Origin of the sequence: Posidoniimonas polymericola (genome assembly GCF_007859935.1) — a bacterium.
Classification (GTDB): Bacteria; Planctomycetota; Planctomycetia; order Pirellulales; family Lacipirellulaceae; genus Posidoniimonas; species Posidoniimonas polymericola.
Genome location: NZ_SJPO01000013.1, coordinates 121,028 through 140,852 on the forward strand (window position 1 = coordinate 121,028; position 19,825 = coordinate 140,852).

Here is a 19,825-nt window from a genome sequence, read left to right on the forward strand (position 1 = left end):
AGAGGGGGGCTTGGGCTACTCGACGGTCTCACGCCGCATGATCGACTCGGCGGCAAGCGTCTTGCCGCCCATGAAAAACGGGGCCGGCAACCAGCTGACATCGTTGAACGGGACCGACACCCCCACCGTGACAGGCTGGCCGTAGCCGGCCGAGTCGGGCGGGTCGGGCGACACGGTCACCGCGGCGGTGTTGATCTTGCCGGAGCTCAGGTAGTCGTTCACCTTGGTCGTGACCTTGGCCTTGGTTGCTCCGTCGAGCACCGCGATCCGCGCGCCCTCGCGGGCGGCGTTGGTGATGATCTGCTGGACCATCGCCATCCGGCCGAACTCGACAATGCCAAGCACGACCAGGAAGAAGATAGGGGCGACCAGGGCGAACTCGACAGCCGACGCGCCGCGTCGCTTCGTCGCCGGGAGATACTGCTGCATGGCTCAGGAGACGCCTAACGGGATTCCACAAATAGAGTTGTCTACGAAGCATAGCTCACTAAACCGCATCGGAGTCGCTGCCGGAATGTGCTAGGGTCCAACTCCGCGGCGGCAGAATACATTCGCGCAGGGCGAGTGCTTTCGAGCGGGCAGCGGAATAGGTACACTGGGCCGGCGTGTCCGTCTCCTCCGCTCCATCCGTCATATCCCGTAGCACTCGCCATGGAAGCTTTCCCCAGCGTCTCGAATATCCCGTTCGAGGGTTCCGGCAGCACCAACCCGCTCGCCTTCAAGCACTACAACGCCGAGGAAGAGGTTGAGGGACGCACGATGCGCGACCACCTCCGCTTCAGCGTCGTGTACTGGCACACGTTCCGCGGCTCCGGCTCCGACCCGTTCGGCCCCGGCACGATGCAGCGCCCGTGGGACGACGGCACGGACTCGCTTGAGAACGCCAAGAACCGGGTGCGGGTGGCGTTCGAGTTCATCGACAAGCTGGGGGCGCCGTTCTACGCGTTCCACGACCGCGACGTCGCTCCCGAGGGCGCGAGCCTGAGCGAGAGCCACGCGAACCTCGAGGCGGTCGCCGACGTGCTCGAGGAAGAGCAGCAGCGGACCGGCGTCCGGCTGCTGTGGGGCACCGCCAACCTGTTCAGCCACCCCCGCTACATGCACGGCGCGGCCACCAGCTGCAACGCCGAGGTGTTCGGCATGGCCGCCGCCCAGGTCAAGAAGGCGATCGAGGTCACCCACCGCCTCGGCGGCGAGGGTTACGTCTTCTGGGGCGGGCGAGAGGGCTACCAAACCCTCTGGAACACCGACATGCGGCGTGAGCAGGCGCACCTCGCCCGCTTCCTGCACATGGCCGCCGACTACGCCAAGGAGATTGGCTTCCAGGGGCAGTTCTACATCGAGCCGAAGCCGAAGGAGCCGACCAAGCACCAGTACGACAGCGACGCCGCCGCCTGCCTGAACTTCCTCCGCGAGCACGGCCTGAAGGGGCGTTTCAAGCTCAACCTCGAGACCAACCACGCCACGCTCGCGGGCCACACCATGCAGCACGAGCTCGACGTCGCGGGGGCGGCCGACGCGCTCGGGTCGATCGACGCCAACACGGGCGACCTGCTGCTCGGCTGGGACACCGACCAGTTCCCGACCGACATCTACCTGACAACCCAGTGCATGCTGACCCTCATGAAGTACGGCGGCCTGACGACCGGCGGCGTCAACTTCGACGCCAAGGTTCGCCGCGAGAGCTTCGACCCGCTCGACCTGTTCTACGCCCACATCGGCGGGATGGACGCCTTCGCCCGCGGGCTGAAGATCGCCGCGGCGATCCGCGCCGACGGCCGGCTCGAGTCGATGCTGCGTGAGCGGTACTCGAGCTGGGACTCCGGCCTGGGCGCCGAGATCGAGCAGGGCCGGCACAGCCTAGGCACGCTCGAGCAGCATATGCTCGAGCTGGGCGACGCCGCGCCGAACGCGAGTGGCCGGCAGGAGTTGCTCGAGAACATCGTCAACGAATTCCTGTAGAGGCGCCAGATGTCCTCGCCGCTCGGGATTTTTCTGCTATTTTTTTCGGATCGTTAACCTCCTAAGCAGCTTTTAGGCAAGGGTCCCCTGCATTTACTCGTTTCTGCACCGAACCTGTGTTGCTTGTCCGTCGCGTTCCCCGTGGTAGATTGGACGCTAAGGCGCCGCAATCCTATCTAGGGATCCCTACATGTCGGTTAGGCTTTTAGTAGTCGATGACCACCCAGTGGTCCGGGCAGGCCTGCGCAGCATGCTGGCGGACACCGCAATCGAAGTGACCGGCGAGGCCGCAACCGCGGACCAAGCGCTCGAAGTCTTCCCCTCGGCCTCCCCGCACGTGGTGCTGACCGCGGTGCGGCTGGGCGACAGCGACGGGATCGAGCTGATCTCCCGCCTCCGGGCCAACGGCCTGAACGCGTCCACCCTCTGCTTCAGCGGCCACGACAACCCGACCTACGTCGCGAGGGCGATGTCGGCCGGCGCCGCCGGCTACCTGCTCAAGTCGGTGAGCCGCGAGGAGCTGCTCAGCGCCATCGAGGCGGCGGCGGCGGGCGAAGAATGCTGGACTTCCCAGGACCGGCGGCGGCACAAGGGCCCGATCCCGACCGAGCTGCTCCGCCAGAACCTAGAAGTCACCCTCACCAAACGAGAGTCCGAAGTGCTCAAGCAGCTCTCCTTCGGCCTGACCAACAAGGAGATCGCCAACGCCCTGGGGCTCCGCTACGACACCGTCAAAGAGCACGTGCAGCACGTGCTCCGCAAGCTGGCAGTCAACGACCGCACCCAGGCCGCGGTGTGGGCCGTGCGGAAGGGTTTGGTCTAGCCTGGACGGCCAATGCCGGCGCACGCGGCAGCCGCGGACGCAATTCTCGCGCACTCTACGCCGGCCACAAAGTCCGCTAGAATCGGGGCGTCAACGCGTCCCCGAACACCAATCGACCTGCGGCACATGACCGGCCCCGGCTTCCCCTCGCGACCCTCACTCTTTAGCCGCACGCTCCGCGAGTGCCGGCAGCTCTACGTTCAAGCGGGCGAACTGATCGCCAGCAAGCACTCGACGCTCGTGACGTCGCCCAGGTCGTACCCGCAGTTGATGGACGACCTGCACCGCGGGCTGGTGCTGAAGCTGTACCTGACGATCTGCGAGGCGGACCAGAGTTGGAGCTCGCAGGAACGCCTGCTGGCCGAGGTGCTGTGCCACCACCTGTGGGGCACATGGATCGAGGGCGACCAGCTGCGCGACACGATGAAGCGGGCCTCGACCGAGACCGCGACGCTCGAGTGGGCGGCGCTCGTCCGGCCGTTCCGCACGCTCGCGCCGCTCGCCGACAAGGCGCCGGTCCTCGAAACCCTAGTCACCAGACTGGCCAACCTGGTCGCCCGCTGCGACGGCGACCTCTGCGACGCCGAGCGTAAAGCGTTGGGCGAGATCGAGGGGCGCATCCGCGGGATCTTCCCGCTGGGGGGCGGGCTCTCGGCGGAGGACCGAGCCGCGGACGACTGGGCCGAACAACCAGCCGATCAAGCGGCCGAGGCCTCGATCTACCGCAACCTGCCCCCACGCCGCACCGGCGACCGCCGCCAGAGCGAAACAATCGAGCGTCCCGCCGGGCCCCAGCCCGTCGAGCAGTCGACCGACGAACAGCCGACTGTCGAGGAGGCGCTCGAAGAGCTCGACCGGCTGATCGGCCTGACGTCGATCAAGCACGAGGTCCGGTCGTTGGCAAATTTTCTGAAGCTGCAGCAACGCCGCAGCGAGGCCGGGCTGCCCGAGACCGAGATCAGCCTGCACATGGTGTTCACCGGCAACCCGGGCACCGGCAAGACGACCGTCGCGCGGATTGTTGGCAAGATCTTCGGCGCCCTGGGCGTGCTCGAGAAGGGGCACCTGGTCGAGACCGACCGCTCGGGGCTGGTGGCCGAGTACGCCGGGCAGACCGGGCCCAAAACCAACGCCAAGATCGACGAGGCCCTCGGTGGGCTGCTGTTCATCGACGAGGCCTACAGCCTGGTCGCGCGGGGCAGCGAGGACCCCTACGGGCGTGAGGCGGCCCAGACCCTGTTGAAGCGCGCCGAGGACGACCGGGGACAGATGGTGATCATCCTGGCCGGCTACCCCGACGAGATGCAGGACCTGCTGCTGAGCAACCCGGGCCTGTCGTCGCGGTTCAGCCGCAAGATGGACTTTGCCGACTACTCGCCGCTCGAGCTGGCCCAGATCTTTGGGCTGATGTGCGGCAAGAACCACTACGAGCTGACCCCGGCGGCACGCCTGAAGGTGATGCTCGGGCTGCAGCACCTGTACAGCACGCGCAACCGGCACTTCGGCAACGGGCGCGAGTCGCGGAACTTGTTCGAGCACGCCGTGCGGCGGATGGCCAACCGCCTGGCGGACGAGGCGTCGATCAGCCAGGAACAACTTGTCACGCTGCGGGACGCGGACATCGAGTTTGTCAGCCTCCCGGCGGCGGTGTTCGAGGACCTCGACGAGTCGCGGCTACAGGTTTCGATGGCGTGCGGTTCCTGCGAGCTGACCAAGGCAATCCCGCTCTCTTTCCTCGGCAAGAAGGTGAAGTGTCCGCAGTGCGGCGAGTCGTTTGTCGCCGAATGGGGCGAGCTCTCCAGCGTGGATCAAGCGGCTACTTGAGTCCGCCACGGCGCGGGATCACGCCCTCGCCGCCTGCCTGACCCGCACAACCGTCATCTCGCTAGCAGGATCCTGCGCAGCGCGGCCCGTGCTACGCTTCTCTTGACCCGGGGCGGTCGTTTACAAACGATTCCGCCGTGGCGCCGCAGGGTTGCGCAGCCTCCCGTGCAATTGATCTGCAGCCGTTCTCTGAGGGTCCGCGACCCTCCCAAGGATTCTGGACGTAGTACGCCTATGATTGCTCGCCACCTACCGATCGCATGGTTCGCGTCTGTCGCACTACTGGCGGCGCCGCCGTTAGCCGCAGATTCCCCCGCTGCCGATACGCCGGCCGCCGAGTCTCCCGATGCACGGTCCATCCCGTCGCCCGAGGAGCACCCGCTCCGCCCGCTGCTGCGGATGGCCCAAGAGAGCCAGGAGTTCCTCAAGAACGACGTCCGCGATTACACCTGCACGATGGTGATGCGTGAGCGCCGCAACGGGAGGCTCAAGCCGTACCATTTTGTCGACACCAAGATCCGCCACGCCGACCCGGCGACCGACACCCCGTTTAGCGCGTACCTCAGCTTCCAGAAGCCGGCGAGCGTCGCCGGCCGTGAGGTGCTGTACCTGAAGGGCCGAAACGCCGGCAAGATGCTGGTCCGCCGCGGCGGGCGCCGGCTGGCCTACGTCACGACGTACCTCGACCCCGACAGCCCGATAGCGTTGGAAGAGAACCGCTACCCGGTTTCCGAGATGGGCTTCCTCAACCTGATCGACCGTCTGGTCGAGGTGATGCAGGAGGACATGCAGCACGGCGAGTGCACGGTGCAGTTCTTCAAGAACGCCAAGATCGGCGACGCGGTCTGCACCCGCGTGATTGTCGAGCACCCCTTTCCACGGGACTACTTCCGCTACCACCGCGCCATGGTGTTCATCGACGAGCAGACCCACCTGCCCCTGGCGTACGGCTCTTACCTGTGGCCGGACACGCCCGGCGGCGAGCCGGTGCTGGTGGAGGAGTACATGTACACCGACGTGAAGCTCAACGTCGGGCTCACGGACAAGGATTTCGACCGCGAGAACCCGGCCTATCAGTTCCTCGACCGTGGCTCGGTCGCCGCGTCTCAGGAGTAGCGATCGGTCGACCCGCTGCGATGGAATTCAACGGAAACTAGCAGCCGCCTGTGCCCCCACCATCGGGAGGTCCGCGGCTGCCGCGGCAAATCCGCCTGCCCAACCGCCCCGCCCCGCGTCCGACGCGCGGCGGGGCTTTTTCTTTGCTTTTTTGGCGGGGCCCGGGCGCGGCTGTTGATTCGCTGTAGGTAACGCCAACCGCCCGCGACTCACGTCGGGCGGAGCCCCGCACGGTTCGCCGGGGCGCCAGGGAACGATCTCATCCCCCACAAGCGGCGTTGCGACCGCAGGCGTTGGGCCACGCCGGCGGCTCCCGTTTCCGCAGGCCACAACTCAGGAGCGACAGATGAACCGCCAATGCACTTCGCTGTTCCGTCAACTCAAGCGCCACGCCGGCGGGGCCCTGCTAGCAGCCGGGGCGGCCGCGACTATCGCGTCGCCGGCAGCGGCGACCATCCCGTACACACCGGTCGCCGGCGGCACGCCGGGCATTGGCCCTGGGCTGATTGGCGTTTCGAGCGTGCCGGGCAAAGAGTACAGCCACAACTTCGACCACGAGATCACCGCGGCGGGCACGACGCCGTCGTTCGAGCAGGTCGTCGCCTGGGACGGCTCGGGCGGCGTTGACAACGGCGTCAACTACGTTGGGCAACGGGCCAGCTTCGACAAGCGGAGCGAGGTCGATGCGATCGCCAACCACGGCGACTTCCTGTTCACTCAACTTCAGGAGGAGCGCGCCCACCTGATCTGGTCCTTCGACGACCTGTACCACAACGTCGCCCCCGGCGGCGGCTCGACGCCGGCGATCCTCGCCCCGACCGGCCCGGTGGCGTTAATGAACGGCGCCATGGTCGGCGGAGCCGCGGAGCTCAACTACGAGCTCGGCCTGTGGGGCGGAGCCAACCCCGCCGAGTCGCAGGGCGTGTGGGCCAAGGCGCCCGAGATCAACGGCATGCCGACGCCCGGTGAGTTCCGCGACATCGATGGCGTCGAGCTGTGGGGGCCTGAGCCGGCATTCACCGCCGACGCCGACAAGTACTCGCTCGACATCGACGCCCTCACCACGGGGCCGACCGGCGCGCCGGTATCGGTTTGGAACGGCGGCTCCGGCACGCCGTACCTGATGCACGCAACAATCGCCACGGCGGTCGAGTCGCTGCTAGGGCCGGTCACCGGCTACCTCCCCTCGGCCGGCGGGGCCATCGACGGCCGCCCCGCTATCAACCTCGACGCCCTGATGGTCCGCGAGATCGCCGGCGACCCGGAGGTCTTCGGCCGTGACCCGACCGGCGGCAACGCCCTCGACCAGGTGATCTTCAGCATCCGCCAGATCATCGACCCGAGCGACCCAACCGGCTTCTACGCCACCGGCAGCGAGCTGTTCGTACTCGACGCGGCCGGCTCGGTCAGCTTCCTCAAGCACGGCGGCCACGCTTGGGACAAAGGCTACGCGATTTCCACCTTCGGCGACATCACCCCGAACGGCAGCTGGGTGTACGACATCAATGCCATCGAGGCGGTCGGCAACAGCGTGGTCCCCGAGCCGGCAGCGGCGCTGCTCGGCCTGGTCTCGCTCGGTGGGGTAATCGCCCGGCGCCGCCGCAACGGGTGAGGTGAACTTAGACTCCCGCGTCCTTGTCGGACGCCTTTCGTGTGGGGAGGGCCGGTTGCTTGCAGCCGGCCCTCTTTTTTTATGCGCTGCCGACGGCCCCACAACGCGATCAAGCCTTGAGTTCGAAGGCGTCGGGCAGCAGCGAGGCAACCGAGTAACACTGGGGCGAATCCAGCGCGCCGACGCTGGCGATCAACACCTGGTAGTCGCCAAACTCGTGCATCACCTGGCGGCAGGCGCCGCACGGGGAGCCCCCGTCCTGCGTCACTACCGCCAGGGCGGCGACCCCGCCGGGACGCAACCCGGCGGCCACCGCCGCGCCAATCGCGCTGCGTTCGGCGCAGTTGGTGAGGCCGTAAGACGCGTTCTCGATGTTCACCCCGACAAAGACGCGGCCGTCGGTGGTGAGCAGCGCCGCCCCGACCTGGTACCCGGAGTACTTGGCGTAGGCGTTCTCTCGAACCTCTGCCGCGCGGGCAATCAGGTTCTGCAGCGTGTCGTCCGTGGGGCTTTCTGGCATGGCTTGTAGTACTGGCTAGCTAGATGGCGGTAGCGAACAAGGGGATTCACCGAAGCGGGTCAGCACACGCGCTCGGCAATCAGCGGCGGCGCGGCCACGGGGCCGTCGCCAATCTGGATGGCAGAGAGGACCATCTTCTCGGCCGCTGCGCGGGCGGCGTCGCGGGAGTACAGCTTCGCGAGCGGCTGCTCGGCGTCGACAGGGTCGCCCAACCGCACCAGCATCTCGAGGCCGACGCCGTGGTCGATCGGGTCGCCGAGCTGCTTGCGTCCGCCGCCCATCTCGATGACGGCCCAGCCGAGCTGCTCGGTATCGATAGCGGCGACCACGCCGGCCGTCGCCGACGCGATTTCGGTCGCTCCGGCCAGCGGCCGCGGGGCGTCTAGATCGCCACCTTGGGCGCGGACCATCTCGGCGAACTTCTCGAGCGCGGCGCCCGAGTCGATCGCCTTGGTCATCTGCTTGAGCCCATCGGCCGTGTCGGTCGCGGCGCCGGCCAGCACGAGCGCCTCGGCTCCGAGCTCGAGCGTCACCTCGCGGAGGTCGGCCGGGCCCCCGCCCTGCAGGCAGGCGACCGACTCGTCGACCTCGAGCGCATTGCCGGCCAGCCGGCCGAGCGGCTGGTTCATGTCGGTGAGCAGGGCCGAGGTCGCCACGCCCATCCGCTTGCCGGTGTCGACCAGCGAGCGGGCCAGCGCGCGGGCGTCGTCGAGGGTCTTCATGAACGCGCCCGAGCCGTGCTTGACGTCGAGCACCAGCGCGTCGAGCCCCTCGGCCAGCTTCTTGCTCATGATGCTGGCGGTGATCAGGGGGATGCACGGCACCGTCGCCGTGACGTCGCGGAGGGCGTACAGCTTGCGGTCGGCGGGCACCAGCTTCTCGGAGGCGCTGCTGATCACGCAACCCACCTCGTCGGCGACCCGCTGCATCTCTTCGATCGACAGGTCCGTGCGGTAGCCGGGGATCGCCTCGAGCTTGTCGAGCGTGCCGCCGGTCGCGCCGAGGCCGCGGCCCGAGATCATCGGCACCCGCACGCCGCAGCACGCCAGCGCCGGCGCCAGCGGCAGCGAGGCCTTGTCGCCGATCCCGCCCGAGGAGTGCTTGTCGACCCGCGGGGCGCCGGGCGTGTGCGCGAGCACCTCCCCCGACTCCAGCATCGCGTGCGTTAGCGCGGCGATCTCGGCGGTGCTCATCCCCTTGAGGAACACGGCCATCGCCCAGGCGGCCATCTGGTAGTCCGGCACGTCGCCCGCCACGTAGCCGTTGATGAGGTCGCGGATCTCTTGTCCGGCGAGCTCCTGGCCGTCGCGTTTCTTGGTGATAATCCAGGCGGCGTTCATGTATCCTCGTGCGGCGCGCTACAGCAGAAACGTCGGCGGCAAGTTCTATGCATCGGCGAATCGGCCGCCGGCGTTCAGCCGCAACGGCTGAGAAACGGCAGAACCTTGCCGAAGCCGTTTCAGCCAACGTTCAGGTCTGCCGATCCGAAAAAGCGTTCCCAGGTATAACACCCTGGGCGGCTCTTTTCAGCAACGAAAACGCAAGAAGAGGCTAGCCGGCGCTTCGGATGACCGCGGTCACCATCGCCAGCAGCTTGCTCGACGCGTTGCTGGCGGCGTCGACCACTTCCTGCCCGCTGGTCTCGCCGAGGGCGTCCGGGTTGCAGACATTCGTGACGGTCGAGATGCCCAGCACCCGCATGCCGGCGTGCCGGGCGGCGATCACCTCGGGCACGGTCGACATGCCGGCCGCGCTCGCGCCAAGCCGGCGGAGCATGCGGTACTCGGCGCGGGTCTCGTAGGTCGGGCCGAGCATACCGGCGTACACGCCGGCGTGGCACGCGAAGTCGCCCCGCCGGGCGGCCGCCTTGGCGGTCTCGCCGTAGGCGGGGTCGTACGGCTGCGACATGTCCGGGAACCGCGGGCCGAGGGCGTCGTCGTTCGGGCCGATTAGCGGGTTCTGGAACATCAGGTTGATCTGGTCGGTGATGACCATCGGGTCGCCCACCTGCATCTGCGGGTTGAGCCCCCCCGCGGCGTTAGTGACTACCAGCGAGCGGGCGCCGAGGGCGTGCATCACGCGTATCGGCATCGCCGTCTGCTGGGGCGACCAGCCCTCATACAGGTGGAAGCGACCCTGCATAACGACCACCGCCTGCCCCTCGAGCCGCCCCAGCAGGAGCCGCCCGGCGTGGCCCACCGCGGTCGAGCGGGGGAAGTGGGGCAGATCCTCGTAGGCGAACTCCGCGCTCACCTCGACGTGGTCGGCCAGTGGGCCGAGGCCCGAGCCGAGCACAATCGCCCAGCGAGGGGTCAAATCGCACCGCGCACGGATCGCGGCCGCGGCGTCTTGGTAGGCACTGGCCGGCAAAGTCATTGCTTGTTCGCGTCGTGGCTGATGATGCCGCGGACCAGCGACCGGAGCTTCGGCTCGGCGCCGTTGGCCGTGGCGATGATCGTGTTGACGTCGGCCTCCTCGAGCGCGTCGGGCAGGCACATGTCGGTGATCACCGACACACCGAACGCCCGCAGACCGCAGTGCACGGCCACGATCACCTCGGGCACGGTCGACATGCCGACCACGTCGGCGCCCATCATGCGGAGCATGCGGTACTCGGCGCGGGTCTCAAGGTTCGGCCCCGTGACGGCGACCACCACGCCCTTGTGGGCGACAAAGTCTTCCTTGCGTGCGATGCCGAGGCCGACCTCGATCAGCTCGGGGTCGTACGGCCGCGACATGTCCGGGAACCGCGGGCCGAGGCGGTCGTCGTTGACGCCGACCAGCGGGTTGTCGCCCATCAGGTTGATCTGATCGTCGATGATCATCAGGTCGCCCAAGGCGTAGTTGGGGTTCATGCCGCCCACCGCCTGCGAGACCACCATCAGCTCGGCCCCCATCGCCTTCATGACGCGGACCGGCAGCGTGATCTGCTTGAGCGGGTAGCCCTCGTACTGGTGGAAACGGCCTTCCATCGCCATCACCGGCACGCCGTCTAGCTTGCCGCAGACCAGCCGCCCGCGGTGGCTGATGGCCGTAGAGGTTGGGAAGTGGGGGATGTTCTCGTAGTCGATCGAGGCCTCGACCTCGATCTGCTCGACCAGGCTGCCGAGCCCGGTGCCGAGGATGATGCCGGCGTGCGGGGTGGCGTCCCACTGGGCGCGGATCGCGGCGACCGCTTCTTCGATCTGTCCGTAGAGTTCAAGCATGGGTAGTGGCTAGGTTCTCACTCTAGTGGGTGTAAGAGCCGGGCGGCGTCAGCCCCCGGAGAGATCGGGGCTGACGCCCCGCGCTAGTTGGAAAGTCGTGACTACTTATCGTTAGTAGTCGGCCTTGTTTTCTTCGCCGCCGGCGATCGCCTCGGTGCCGCTGGTTCCGAGCCGCGTCGCGCCGAGCGCGACCAGTTTGACGGCGTCGTCATAGCTGCGGATGCCTCCCGACGCCTTGACCGCTACCGCGTCGGAGCACGCCTCGCGCATCAGCTTGATATCGTGTTCGGTGGCGCCGGTGCTCACCATAGCGCCCGCCGCGTCCTTGACGAAGCCGAACCCGGTGGAGGTCTTCACGAAGGCGGCGCCCGCCTGCTCCGACAGCTCGCTCAGTTTGCGCTTGGTGTCGTCGTCGGGGATCAGGCCGGTCTCGAAGATGACCTTGGTAATAGCGCCCTCGCTGCGCGCGGCCTCGACCACCGAGGCGATGTCGGCCAGGACGAAGTCCCAGTCGCCAGCCAGCGCCTTGCCGATGTTGATGACCATGTCGACCTCGACCGCGCCGTGGCGACAGGCCTCGAGGGTCTCGGCCGCCTTGGCGGCGCTGCTGGTCCCGCCGTGCGGGAAGCCGATCACCGTGCTGACCTTCACCGCCGAGTCCTTCAGCAGCTCCGCGGCCAGCGGCACGTGGGCGGGCTTCACGCAGATGCTGGCGACCCCGACCCGGTCGCACAACTCGCAGGCGGCGCGGACGTCGTCGTCGGTGTGCGTGGGGTGCAGCACCGCGTGGTCGATCATCGAAACAACAGAAGCAGCCATCGTGCAGCACCTGCGCCAGCTAGAGGACGTCCGGCAGGCCTGTCCGCCGGCGAGCGCCCGATGCTACCGGACCGCGGCCCCGCTCACAACCTGCCCGCTACGGCTTGGCCGGCAGCTCGAGGTCGACCACCACTGGGTAGTGGTCGGAGGTCTCCAGGTTCACCACATGGGCGATAAACGCCCGCTTCACGTACGGCTTCAGCTCGACCGGCAGCAGGATGTGGTCGATCATCGTGTAGACGTCCTGCGGGTCGTCGGCGCCGTTCTCGTTCCAGTCCCAGTGCGAGGTGTAGCGGTCCTCCTTGTTGGGAATGAACTCGGCCGCGTTAAACAGTTCGTCCCCCTCGTGGTCGGGGTCGAAGTCCTTGATGCGGGCCAGCACGTCGGTCACCGGGTCGCGGGTGTCGTCGCGGTCCGGCACGGTCGGGTCGTAGTCGTTGAGGTCGCCGAGCACCACCGGCAAGTAGCCGCGACGCACCACCTCGCCATTAAGAATCCGCGCCACGATCTTGGCCTGAGCGGTGCGCTGCGCGTTGGAGAACTCGTCCGACGGGTTCGACTTCAGGTGCAGCCCGAGGAAGCCCAGCTTGTAACCCGCGACCTCGATGAAGTAGCTCGAGTTACGCGACAGCGATGCCGAGAAGTTCCGCGGCTTGCCATCGTAGCCGGGCGCCCGGTAGGCCTGCCGGAAGATTGGGTCGTCATCTTTGGAGAAGTAGGTGCGGATCTGTTTGCCGTCGACCGCCTGCGGAGGGAACTTCGTAATCAGCGAGACGTCCATCCCCGTGAACGAGTCGTTCGACTCGATGTGGTAGCCGGTGTATTCGTTCAGCCCCTTGGCGTGCAACCGGGCGACAATCGCGTCGACTACCTCGCGCGAGGTCCCTTCCACCAGGTTGAGGATGTCCGGGTTGAGAACCTCGATGACGTTCGCCGCGCGGTCCAGGTGACGCTCGCGGGCGTAGTCGAAGCGGTACTTCTGCAGCTGCCCGGCCCGTACGCCGGGCGCGGTCAGGATCTCGACATTGAAGGTCATGATCCGTAGCGGGGTCGCTTCTTCCGCAAACAGCAACGTGGGGCAAAGTAACAGGGCGAGCGGCAGGAGACGGTTCATGGCAGGCGGGAGGCTGAGCGGCGGGAGGAAAAACGCTGGCAATGACAGCCCGCCATAATAGCCGAAAACCCTGCCGCGGGCGCGCGGCCCGTCTGCCTCTCGCACCAGTTCTGCGGGTGGCTGCAAGCCGGGTCGGGGAGCCAATGACGCGTGGTGTGGCCAACGACGCGTGGCCTGGCTAGAAGTCGCCGGCCGATTCCCCCGCGGCCATAGTGATCAGCGAGATAAACGCGTCGGGGTCGATCTCCTCGGTGTGGAACCGCACCGAACCGTCGAGCAGTGCAATGTTGAGCCCGGCCGCATGCGTGCTGAACGGCCGGTACCGGTTGGTGCAGTTGATGAGCTGCTGGTCACGGCAATAGAACTGCAGCGTGGAGTAGGTCTCTTGGCTGGCCCAGCGGAACTCGTTGTTGGCCGACGAGTTCTCTCCGAGGCTCCCGTCGATGGTCAGGATCTCTGGCTTGCCGACCGATTCGGTGAACATCATCGTCTTGGAGGTTCCATCGGTCACCCGGGCCAGGCGAACGTTGCGGCGCGGCTTCACTCCGGCGGCGGTCATGTCGTTGGGCGGCGTCTGGTCGTAGAGGTCAACCTGCATCGCGCCGTCCCAGCGGCGGTCATAGTTCTTGGCCCCGCCCCGCGAGTCGACCAGCCCGGCCGTGATCAGCTTCTTGATCGATCCCCCCGGCGGGTCGTACTTGGTATTGGGACTCTTGGAGGCTATCTCGACGCGGTTGATCACCAGGTAGTCGGTGATGTGGAACCGCTCGCGGCTGGCCGAGCCCGACGGGCAGATCAGGATGCCGCCGAGCTGCTGCTTGGTGTGGGTCTCGTTGCCGGTTGGGTTCGTGTTGTCCCAGTCCCATTGATAGTCGATCCCCGCGAACGTGGCGCCCTGCTCGAAGTAGGGCAGGATCAGCGAGAGCCCGTTGTGCCGCGCGAGCGGGGGCGGCTTGACCGTGTCGGTCCACTTGGGCCCCTCACGGTCGCGGGCGGCCGGCGGCAACTTTCGGAAACTCGACTCGAAGTTCAGCCCCGCCAGCGCCAGGTTCTTGAGGTTGCTCTGGCAGTTCATCCTTCGGGCCGATTCGCGGGCCGCTTGGACGGCGGGGAGCAGCAGCGCCACTAGAACGCCGATGATGGCGATGACCACTAGCAGCTCGACCAGCGTGAACGCGCGGCGGGTCGCCATGACTGGAGCCTCCCCGAGAGTTGCGGCAGCCAGCTCAAGAGCGGCCACACAGAACTTCGCCTGGACGGGCGGTGGGGAGTCCGGTCCCGCAGGCTGCCGCACTACTGCGGACAGCCGCTGCCTGGGGTCCAAGCTTAGTTGGACCGAAACGGAACTCAAGCACTATTTTGCGGATTCACGCGTGCGGACGAGATTTACCCCGTCGGAGCGGGCCGCGTGCCAGGAATTAGTACTGGAAGTGCTTGATTTCTTCGCCCTGCTCCTCGATCTGATGCAGGGACTCGATGCCGACGTCCAGGTGCACGTCGGACCAGTCGCGGGTAACGCGGGCGTCGCTGGCGGTGGATTTGACGCCCTCGGGCGTCATCGGCAGGTCCGACACCAACAACAGTGCCCCGCGGGCGATCTGATTGGCGTGGCCGACGACAAAAATCGTGGCGGTCTCCATGTCGATGGCAATCGGAGTGTACTGCTTCAGGCTCTCGCGGAAGCGGTCGTCGTGCTCCCAGACACGGCGGTTGGTCGTGTAGATCACGCCGGTCCGGTACTCCAGATGCCGGGCGACCAGCTTCTCCGAGACAAACTTGTGGAGCTTAAACGATGGCAGTGCCGGCACCAGCGGCGGCAAGTAGTCGTCGGAGGTCCCCTCGCCGCGGATCGCCCCGATCGGCAGAATGAAGTGGCCGATTTCAGTCGATTCCTTCAGCCCGCCGCACTTGCCCAGGAAGAGCACCGCATTGGGCTCCACCGCCGTGAGCAGGTCCATCACGGTCGCGGCATTGGGTGACCCGATCCCAAAATTTATGATCGTCAGGCCGTGCGTATTGGTCGCCGCCTGCATTGGCCGGTCCTCGCCAAAAATCGGGCATGAGAACCGCTCCGCGAAGTGGCGGACGTAGTTGCCAAAGTTGGTTAGCAGGATGTGCGTGCCAAACATCTCTAGCGGCATGCCCGTATACCGGCTCAACCAGTCTTGCGCGATATCGCGTTTGGTGATCATTGGATTCTTCTCCCGCTGACGTGCGAAATTCGCCGAGCAAGCCTTAAGTCGCTTTGATACAATAACTTAGGTCGCTCGACGAATACTGGCAACCGGAGTCTGTGATCGGCGTTACTCCTGCCAGGCAACGGGGTTACATCCTGCAGTGATCCTGTCCTGTTCCACCTACCCCTTCAATAACGTAGACGCGGAGCTTGCTGAAAATGTCTTGGCTCAATCGTGCGGCGGTTGTTTCGTGTGGTTTGGCCCTCGTGGCCCTCGCCAGCCAGGCGGTTGCCCAGCCAGGACCAGGGGGCCCAGGCGGCCGCGGCGGGTTTGGCCGCGGGATGGGGGGCGTCGGCACACTGCTGATGTCCGACGCCGTCCGCGACGAGATTGCCCTCGATGCCAATCAGCTCGAGGAACTGCAGGCCATGCAGGCAGAAATCCGCGACGAAATGCGGGAACGCATGCAAGGACGCTTCCAAGCCTTCCGCGATATGAGCGAAGAAGATCGACAGACCGCGATGGAGGAAATGCGGGCCGAGATGCAACAAGTTCAGGCCGATGCCGAGAAGCGTATCAGTGGAGTCCTTAAGGCGGGCCAGATGGAACGCCTGAAGCAAATCGAGTTGCAGCAGCAGATGCAGCGGGGCGGCAGCCAGGCGTTGCTGATGGACTCGGTGGCCGAAAAGCTGGGCATCACCCCCGAGCAGCAGGAAGAAATGCGAGCCAAGGCCCAGGAAGAACAGCAGAAGCTGCAGGAGCAGATCCAGAAGCTCACCCAGGAGTCCCGCGAACGGGTGCTGTCGGTGCTGACCGACGCCCAGCGGGCGCAGCTCAAGGAGCTGACCGGCGAGCAATTTGACATGCCCCAGCCTCAGTTTGGGCGGGGGGGTCAGCGTGGAGCCAATGGGCGTCAGCGTGGCCCTGGCGGCCGCCAGCCCGCCCAGGCCGAACTGGAGTAAACCATTGCCGCCGGCCGTAGCCCGTCGAATCGAGTGGTTTGCGGTCGGCAGGCGTCTAAAAGATAATACAGAACGACCGCGGCCTGCCTGCTGGGCCGGCCGCCCCTATCCCCTCCCTATCCCCCTCCCTCCGACCCGCCCTTTCGGCGTCTTCCCATGGACACCGGCGACGTGCTGCTCGAACGCGGACTGCTGACCAGCGATCAGCTCGCGCTGCTACGCGCCGACGCCAACGGCGATCGGCTCGACACCGCCGCCGTTGAGCGGGGCTGGGTCACCGAGGAGCAGACGCTCGGCGCCATCGGCGACCACCTCGGCTTCGACTGCGTCGACCTCGAGAAGGCCGACGTTGACCTGTCGCTGCTGAGCAACTTCCCGCAGCGGATGATCCACCGACACGCCTTGTTCCCGGTGTCGCGGCACAACGGCTCGCTCGTGGTCGCCACCAGCAACCCGTTCGAGCTCTACGCCCTGGACGAGCTCAGCAGCCTGACCGGGTTGGCGGTCGAACCGGTGCTCGCCCCCAGCCGGCAGATCAACGCCCGCATCAAGGCGCACCTGGGCGTCGGCAGCGAAACCGTCGACGGCCTGCTCGCCGCGCGGCAGGACGAGGTGCAGCTGCTCGAGGACCTCGACGACGACGCCGAGCTCTCCGAAGAGGCCCAAGAGGCCTCGGTCGTGCGGCTGGTCAACGAGATCCTGCTCGAGGCAATCGAGGCCCGCGCGTCGGACGTGCACATCGAGGCCCAGGCCGAGGGCGTGCGGATCCGCTACCGGATCGACGGCATCCTGCACTCGCAGCCGGTGCCGCAAGAGATCAGCCACTTCCAGGCCGCGATCATCAGCCGCCTGAAGATCATGGCCCGGATGAACATCGCCGAGAAGCGGCTGCCGCAGGACGGTCGCATAAAGCTGCGGGTGCACGGGCGCGAGGTCGACGTGCGTGTCTCGGTGATCCCAATGCTGCACGGCGAGGGGATCGTCATGCGTATCCTCGACAAGGGCGGCATGGCGTTCTCGCTCGAGCGGCTCAACATGGAGCCCGAGATCTACGCGGAGCTGCAGGAGCTGATCCACCTGCCGCACGGCATCGTGCTGGTGACCGGCCCGACCGGCTCGGGTAAGACCACCACGCTGTACAGCGCGCTGACCGACATCTGCGACGACGAAATCAAGATTATCACCACCGAAGACCCGGTGGAGTATCAGCTGGCGGGCATCAACCAGATCCAGGTGCACCCGAAGATCGGCCTGACGTTCGCAGCGTCGCTCCGCTCGATCCTTCGTCACGACCCGGACGTCGTGCTGGTGGGCGAAATCCGCGACCACGAGACCGCCGAGAACGCGATCCAGGCGTCGCTCACAGGCCACCTGGTGTTCAGCACCCTGCACACCAACGACGCCCCCAGCGCCTACACGCGGCTGATCGACATGGGAGTCGAGCCGTTCCTGGTGGCCAGCACTATCGAGGCGGTCATGGCGCAGCGGCTGGTCCGCCGACTCTGCCCCGAGTGCCGCGAGCCGTTCTCGCCCGACCAATCCGACCTGCCGCGGGACTTTCCGTGGGAAGCTTACAAGGCGTCTGGCCAGCCGATCTTCCGCCCCAAGGGGTGCCGGGCGTGCCACGAGATTGGCTTCGCCGGCCGGCAGGGCATCTTCGAGCTCTGCAAGACCACCGACGCCGTGCGGAAGCTGGCGCACGATCGCTCGAGCACCTGGGACATCCGCAAGGCCGCCCTCGCCGACGGCATGCAGACCCTCCGTGACGACGCGTGGCGGAAGGTGCTCAAAGGGATCACGACCGTCGACGAAGTGCTCCGCGTCACCAAGGGGGACACGCTCTAAGCAAAGGGGAAAGGCGAAAGCGGAAAGTCGCTTCCATGCTTCGCCTTTCGACTTTCCGCTTTCGCCTTTCGCGCCATGCCCGACTTCGCCTACACCGCCCGCGACCTTTCCGGCGCCCTGATCCAGGGGACGCTGTCCGCGGGCAGCGAGCGCGAGGTGGTGGCGTCGCTGTCGTCGAAAGAGCTCTTCCCGCTGACGGTCAAGACCACCAGCAAGCGGGTCGCCGGCGAGTCGATCAAGGTCAGCGCCAAGTACGTGACGCCGTTCTACAGCCAGCTCGCTTCGCTGCTGCGGAGCGGCGTGCCGCTGCTACGGTCGCTGCAGGTGATCGGCGAGCAGGCCTCGAACCCGCCGTTCAAGGCGGTCATCACCGATATCACCGACCGCGTCGAAGACGGCGCCACCTTGTCCGAGGCAATGGCCCGGCACCCGCGGGCGTTCCCAGAGTTGGCGACTAGCATTGTGCGGGCCGGCGGCGAAGGCGGGTTCCTGGAGGATGCGCTCGACCGCGTGGCGTTGTTCACCGACCAGCAGTCAGAGCTGCGGGCCAAGGTGCTCGGGGCGATGGCCTACCCGATCATCCTGGCGATTGTCGGCACGCTGGTGGTGAACGGCCTGATTATCTTCGTGGTGCCGAATGTCCAGGGCCTGTTCGACCGGCTCGACGAACGGGGCGAGCTGCCTACAGTCACGGTGTGGCTGATGGCTTTGAGCAGCCTGATGACTAGCTACTGGGGTTTAATCGCCCTAGGGGTGCTGGTCGCTGGCGTGGTGGCGATCGTGCGGTGGTTCTCCACCCCGGTCGGCAGGACCACGCTCGACCGGCTGCGGATCAAGCTCCCGATGGCGGGCTCGATCTACCTGAGCCTGGCGGTCGCCAGATTCTGTCGCGTGCTGGGAACGCTGCTCAAGGGGGGCGTGCCGATCGTGCGGTCGCTCGACATCGCGGCCGACTCGACCGGTAACGTGGTGCTTTCGGAGGTGGTCCGCAATGCGTCAGAGAATATTACCTCGGGAGAAACGCTCGCCGCGCCGCTGGCGGCGAGCGGGCACTTCCCCCGCGACGTGTGCGAGATGATCGCGGTCGCCGAACAATCCAACAACCTCGAGATCGTGTTGGAGCAGATCAGCAACTCGCTTGAAAAATCGACTTGGAGGCGGATCGAGCTGTTCGTCAAGCTGCTCGAGCCGCTGATGCTGCTGGTCATGGCCGCCTGCGTGCTGGTGGTCGTGATCGCCCTACTGCTGCCAATTATTAAGATGAGCACCTCGGTCTGATTCGACCGCAGGCGCCGGGAACATTCAAACGTCTTAGTCTTAGGAGAGTGAGAAGATGCAACGGAGCAATCACAAGCGTCGCCACGGCGCCGGCTTCACGCTGATCGAGGTCCTGCTGGTGCTGGTGATCCTGGTGGTCATCGGCTCGATCGCCGCGTCGACCTTTATGGGCGCGCAGGAAGGCGCCAACGAGGACGCCGCCCGCACACAGGTCGGCATGTTCACCAGCGCGATCGACATGTACCGCTTCCACACCAAGCACTACCCCGAGAAGCTCGAGGAGCTGATCGACAAGCCGAGTGACAAGACGCTCGCCGAGCGGTGGCGCGGCCCGTACCTCAACAAGTCGACCATGCCGGTCGACCCATGGGACAACGAGTATAAGATCGCCCAGCCCGGCAAGCACAACCCCGACACGTACGACGTCTGGTCGATGGGCCCGGACGGCGACGACCAGTCCGATGACGACATCGGCAACTGGGAGAAGTAGCGGGCGGGCTGTTTGACAATCCCCGCGGCGGAGCCGTGGACGCGATGCAGGGATGCGTAGGCCGAGTTCCTCCCACG

The 19,825-nt window shown here is 66.4% G+C and carries 18 protein-coding genes; 9 read left to right on the forward strand and 9 right to left on the reverse strand.

The annotated features are described in order from the left end of the window. Positions 1–15: 15 nt before the first annotated feature. A complete protein-coding gene (locus Pla123a_RS21825) occupies positions 16–429 on the reverse strand; it encodes a TadE/TadG family type IV pilus assembly protein (RefSeq protein WP_146590976.1) in 414 nt (137 codons plus the stop codon). A gap of 222 nt (positions 430–651) precedes the next feature. On the opposite strand from Pla123a_RS21825, the gene xylA reads away from it, so the two are divergent. The 5 genes from xylA to Pla123a_RS21850 all read left to right on the forward strand — a co-directional run bounded on the left by xylA (position 652) and on the right by Pla123a_RS21850 (position 7,337). Next, complete coding sequence (gene xylA / locus Pla123a_RS21830; protein ID WP_146590978.1) at positions 652–1,962, forward strand: xylose isomerase; 1,311 nt, start codon at positions 652–654, stop codon at positions 1,960–1,962. Between the two features lie 190 nt (positions 1,963–2,152). Next, the gene (locus Pla123a_RS21835; protein ID WP_146590980.1) at positions 2,153–2,785 is read left to right on the forward strand and encodes a response regulator; all 633 of its coding nucleotides are present in this window, start codon (positions 2,153–2,155) and stop codon (positions 2,783–2,785) included. Between the two features lie 126 nt (positions 2,786–2,911). Next, positions 2,912–4,609: an AAA family ATPase gene (locus tag Pla123a_RS21840; protein ID WP_146590982.1), complete on the forward strand. Its 1,698-nt coding sequence runs from the start codon at positions 2,912–2,914 to the stop codon at positions 4,607–4,609. 234 nt (positions 4,610–4,843) lie between these two features. Further along, entirely contained in the window at positions 4,844–5,725 is an 882-nt protein-coding gene (locus Pla123a_RS21845) for a DUF1571 domain-containing protein (protein WP_146590984.1), read from the forward strand. Between the two features lie 346 nt (positions 5,726–6,071). Further along, entirely contained in the window at positions 6,072–7,337 is a 1,266-nt protein-coding gene (locus Pla123a_RS21850; RefSeq protein WP_146590986.1) for a hypothetical protein, read from the forward strand. A gap of 109 nt (positions 7,338–7,446) precedes the next feature. Here the strand turns inward: Pla123a_RS21850 and cdd are convergent, their stop codons facing one another. From cdd to Pla123a_RS21890, 8 genes are all read right to left on the reverse strand, one after another. Next, positions 7,447–7,857 (reverse strand): cytidine deaminase, encoded by a 411-nt coding sequence (cdd, locus tag Pla123a_RS21855; RefSeq protein ID WP_146590988.1) that lies wholly within the window; start codon positions 7,855–7,857, stop codon positions 7,447–7,449. 59 nt (positions 7,858–7,916) lie between these two features. Beyond that, on the reverse strand, positions 7,917–9,197 hold the full coding sequence (locus Pla123a_RS21860; RefSeq protein ID WP_146590990.1) for a thymidine phosphorylase: 1,281 nt from the start codon (positions 9,195–9,197) through the stop codon (positions 7,917–7,919). A 211-nt stretch (positions 9,198–9,408) separates the two neighbouring features. After that, positions 9,409–10,233: a purine-nucleoside phosphorylase gene (locus Pla123a_RS21865; RefSeq protein ID WP_146590992.1), complete on the reverse strand. Its 825-nt coding sequence runs from the start codon at positions 10,231–10,233 to the stop codon at positions 9,409–9,411. Beyond that, positions 10,230–11,063: a purine-nucleoside phosphorylase gene (locus Pla123a_RS21870; protein WP_146590993.1), complete on the reverse strand. Its 834-nt coding sequence runs from the start codon at positions 11,061–11,063 to the stop codon at positions 10,230–10,232. Before Pla123a_RS21870 ends, Pla123a_RS21865 begins: the two co-directional genes overlap by 4 nt. A 111-nt stretch (positions 11,064–11,174) precedes the next feature. Continuing rightward, a complete protein-coding gene (gene deoC, locus Pla123a_RS21875; RefSeq protein ID WP_146590995.1) occupies positions 11,175–11,882 on the reverse strand; it encodes a deoxyribose-phosphate aldolase in 708 nt (235 codons plus the stop codon). 97 nt (positions 11,883–11,979) lie between these two features. Next, the gene (locus tag Pla123a_RS21880) at positions 11,980–12,996 is read right to left on the reverse strand and encodes an endonuclease/exonuclease/phosphatase family protein (RefSeq protein WP_146590997.1); all 1,017 of its coding nucleotides are present in this window, start codon (positions 12,994–12,996) and stop codon (positions 11,980–11,982) included. Positions 12,997–13,174: 178 nt separating this feature from the next. Beyond that, positions 13,175–14,188, reverse strand: a complete 1,014-nt coding sequence (locus Pla123a_RS21885; protein WP_146590999.1) for a DUF1559 domain-containing protein — start codon at positions 14,186–14,188, stop codon at positions 13,175–13,177. 226 nt (positions 14,189–14,414) lie between these two features. Beyond that, the gene (locus Pla123a_RS21890; RefSeq protein ID WP_146591001.1) at positions 14,415–15,188 is read right to left on the reverse strand and encodes an AMP nucleosidase; all 774 of its coding nucleotides are present in this window, start codon (positions 15,186–15,188) and stop codon (positions 14,415–14,417) included. Between the two features lie 203 nt (positions 15,189–15,391). On the opposite strand from Pla123a_RS21890, the gene Pla123a_RS21900 reads away from it, so the two are divergent. From Pla123a_RS21900 to gspG, 4 genes are all read left to right on the forward strand, one after another. Further along, positions 15,392–16,135, forward strand: a complete 744-nt coding sequence (locus tag Pla123a_RS21900; RefSeq protein ID WP_197528190.1) for a hypothetical protein — start codon at positions 15,392–15,394, stop codon at positions 16,133–16,135. Between the two features lie 156 nt (positions 16,136–16,291). Further along, positions 16,292–17,980, forward strand: a complete 1,689-nt coding sequence (locus Pla123a_RS21905; RefSeq protein ID WP_146591007.1) for a GspE/PulE family protein — start codon at positions 16,292–16,294, stop codon at positions 17,978–17,980. A gap of 75 nt (positions 17,981–18,055) precedes the next feature. Next, positions 18,056–19,258, forward strand: a complete 1,203-nt coding sequence (locus tag Pla123a_RS21910) for a type II secretion system F family protein (RefSeq protein ID WP_146591009.1) — start codon at positions 18,056–18,058, stop codon at positions 19,256–19,258. A 55-nt stretch (positions 19,259–19,313) separates the two neighbouring features. After that, positions 19,314–19,748, forward strand: coding sequence for a type II secretion system major pseudopilin GspG (gene gspG / locus Pla123a_RS21915; protein ID WP_146591010.1), 435 nt, complete (start codon positions 19,314–19,316; stop codon positions 19,746–19,748). Positions 19,749–19,825: the final 77 nt, after the last annotated feature.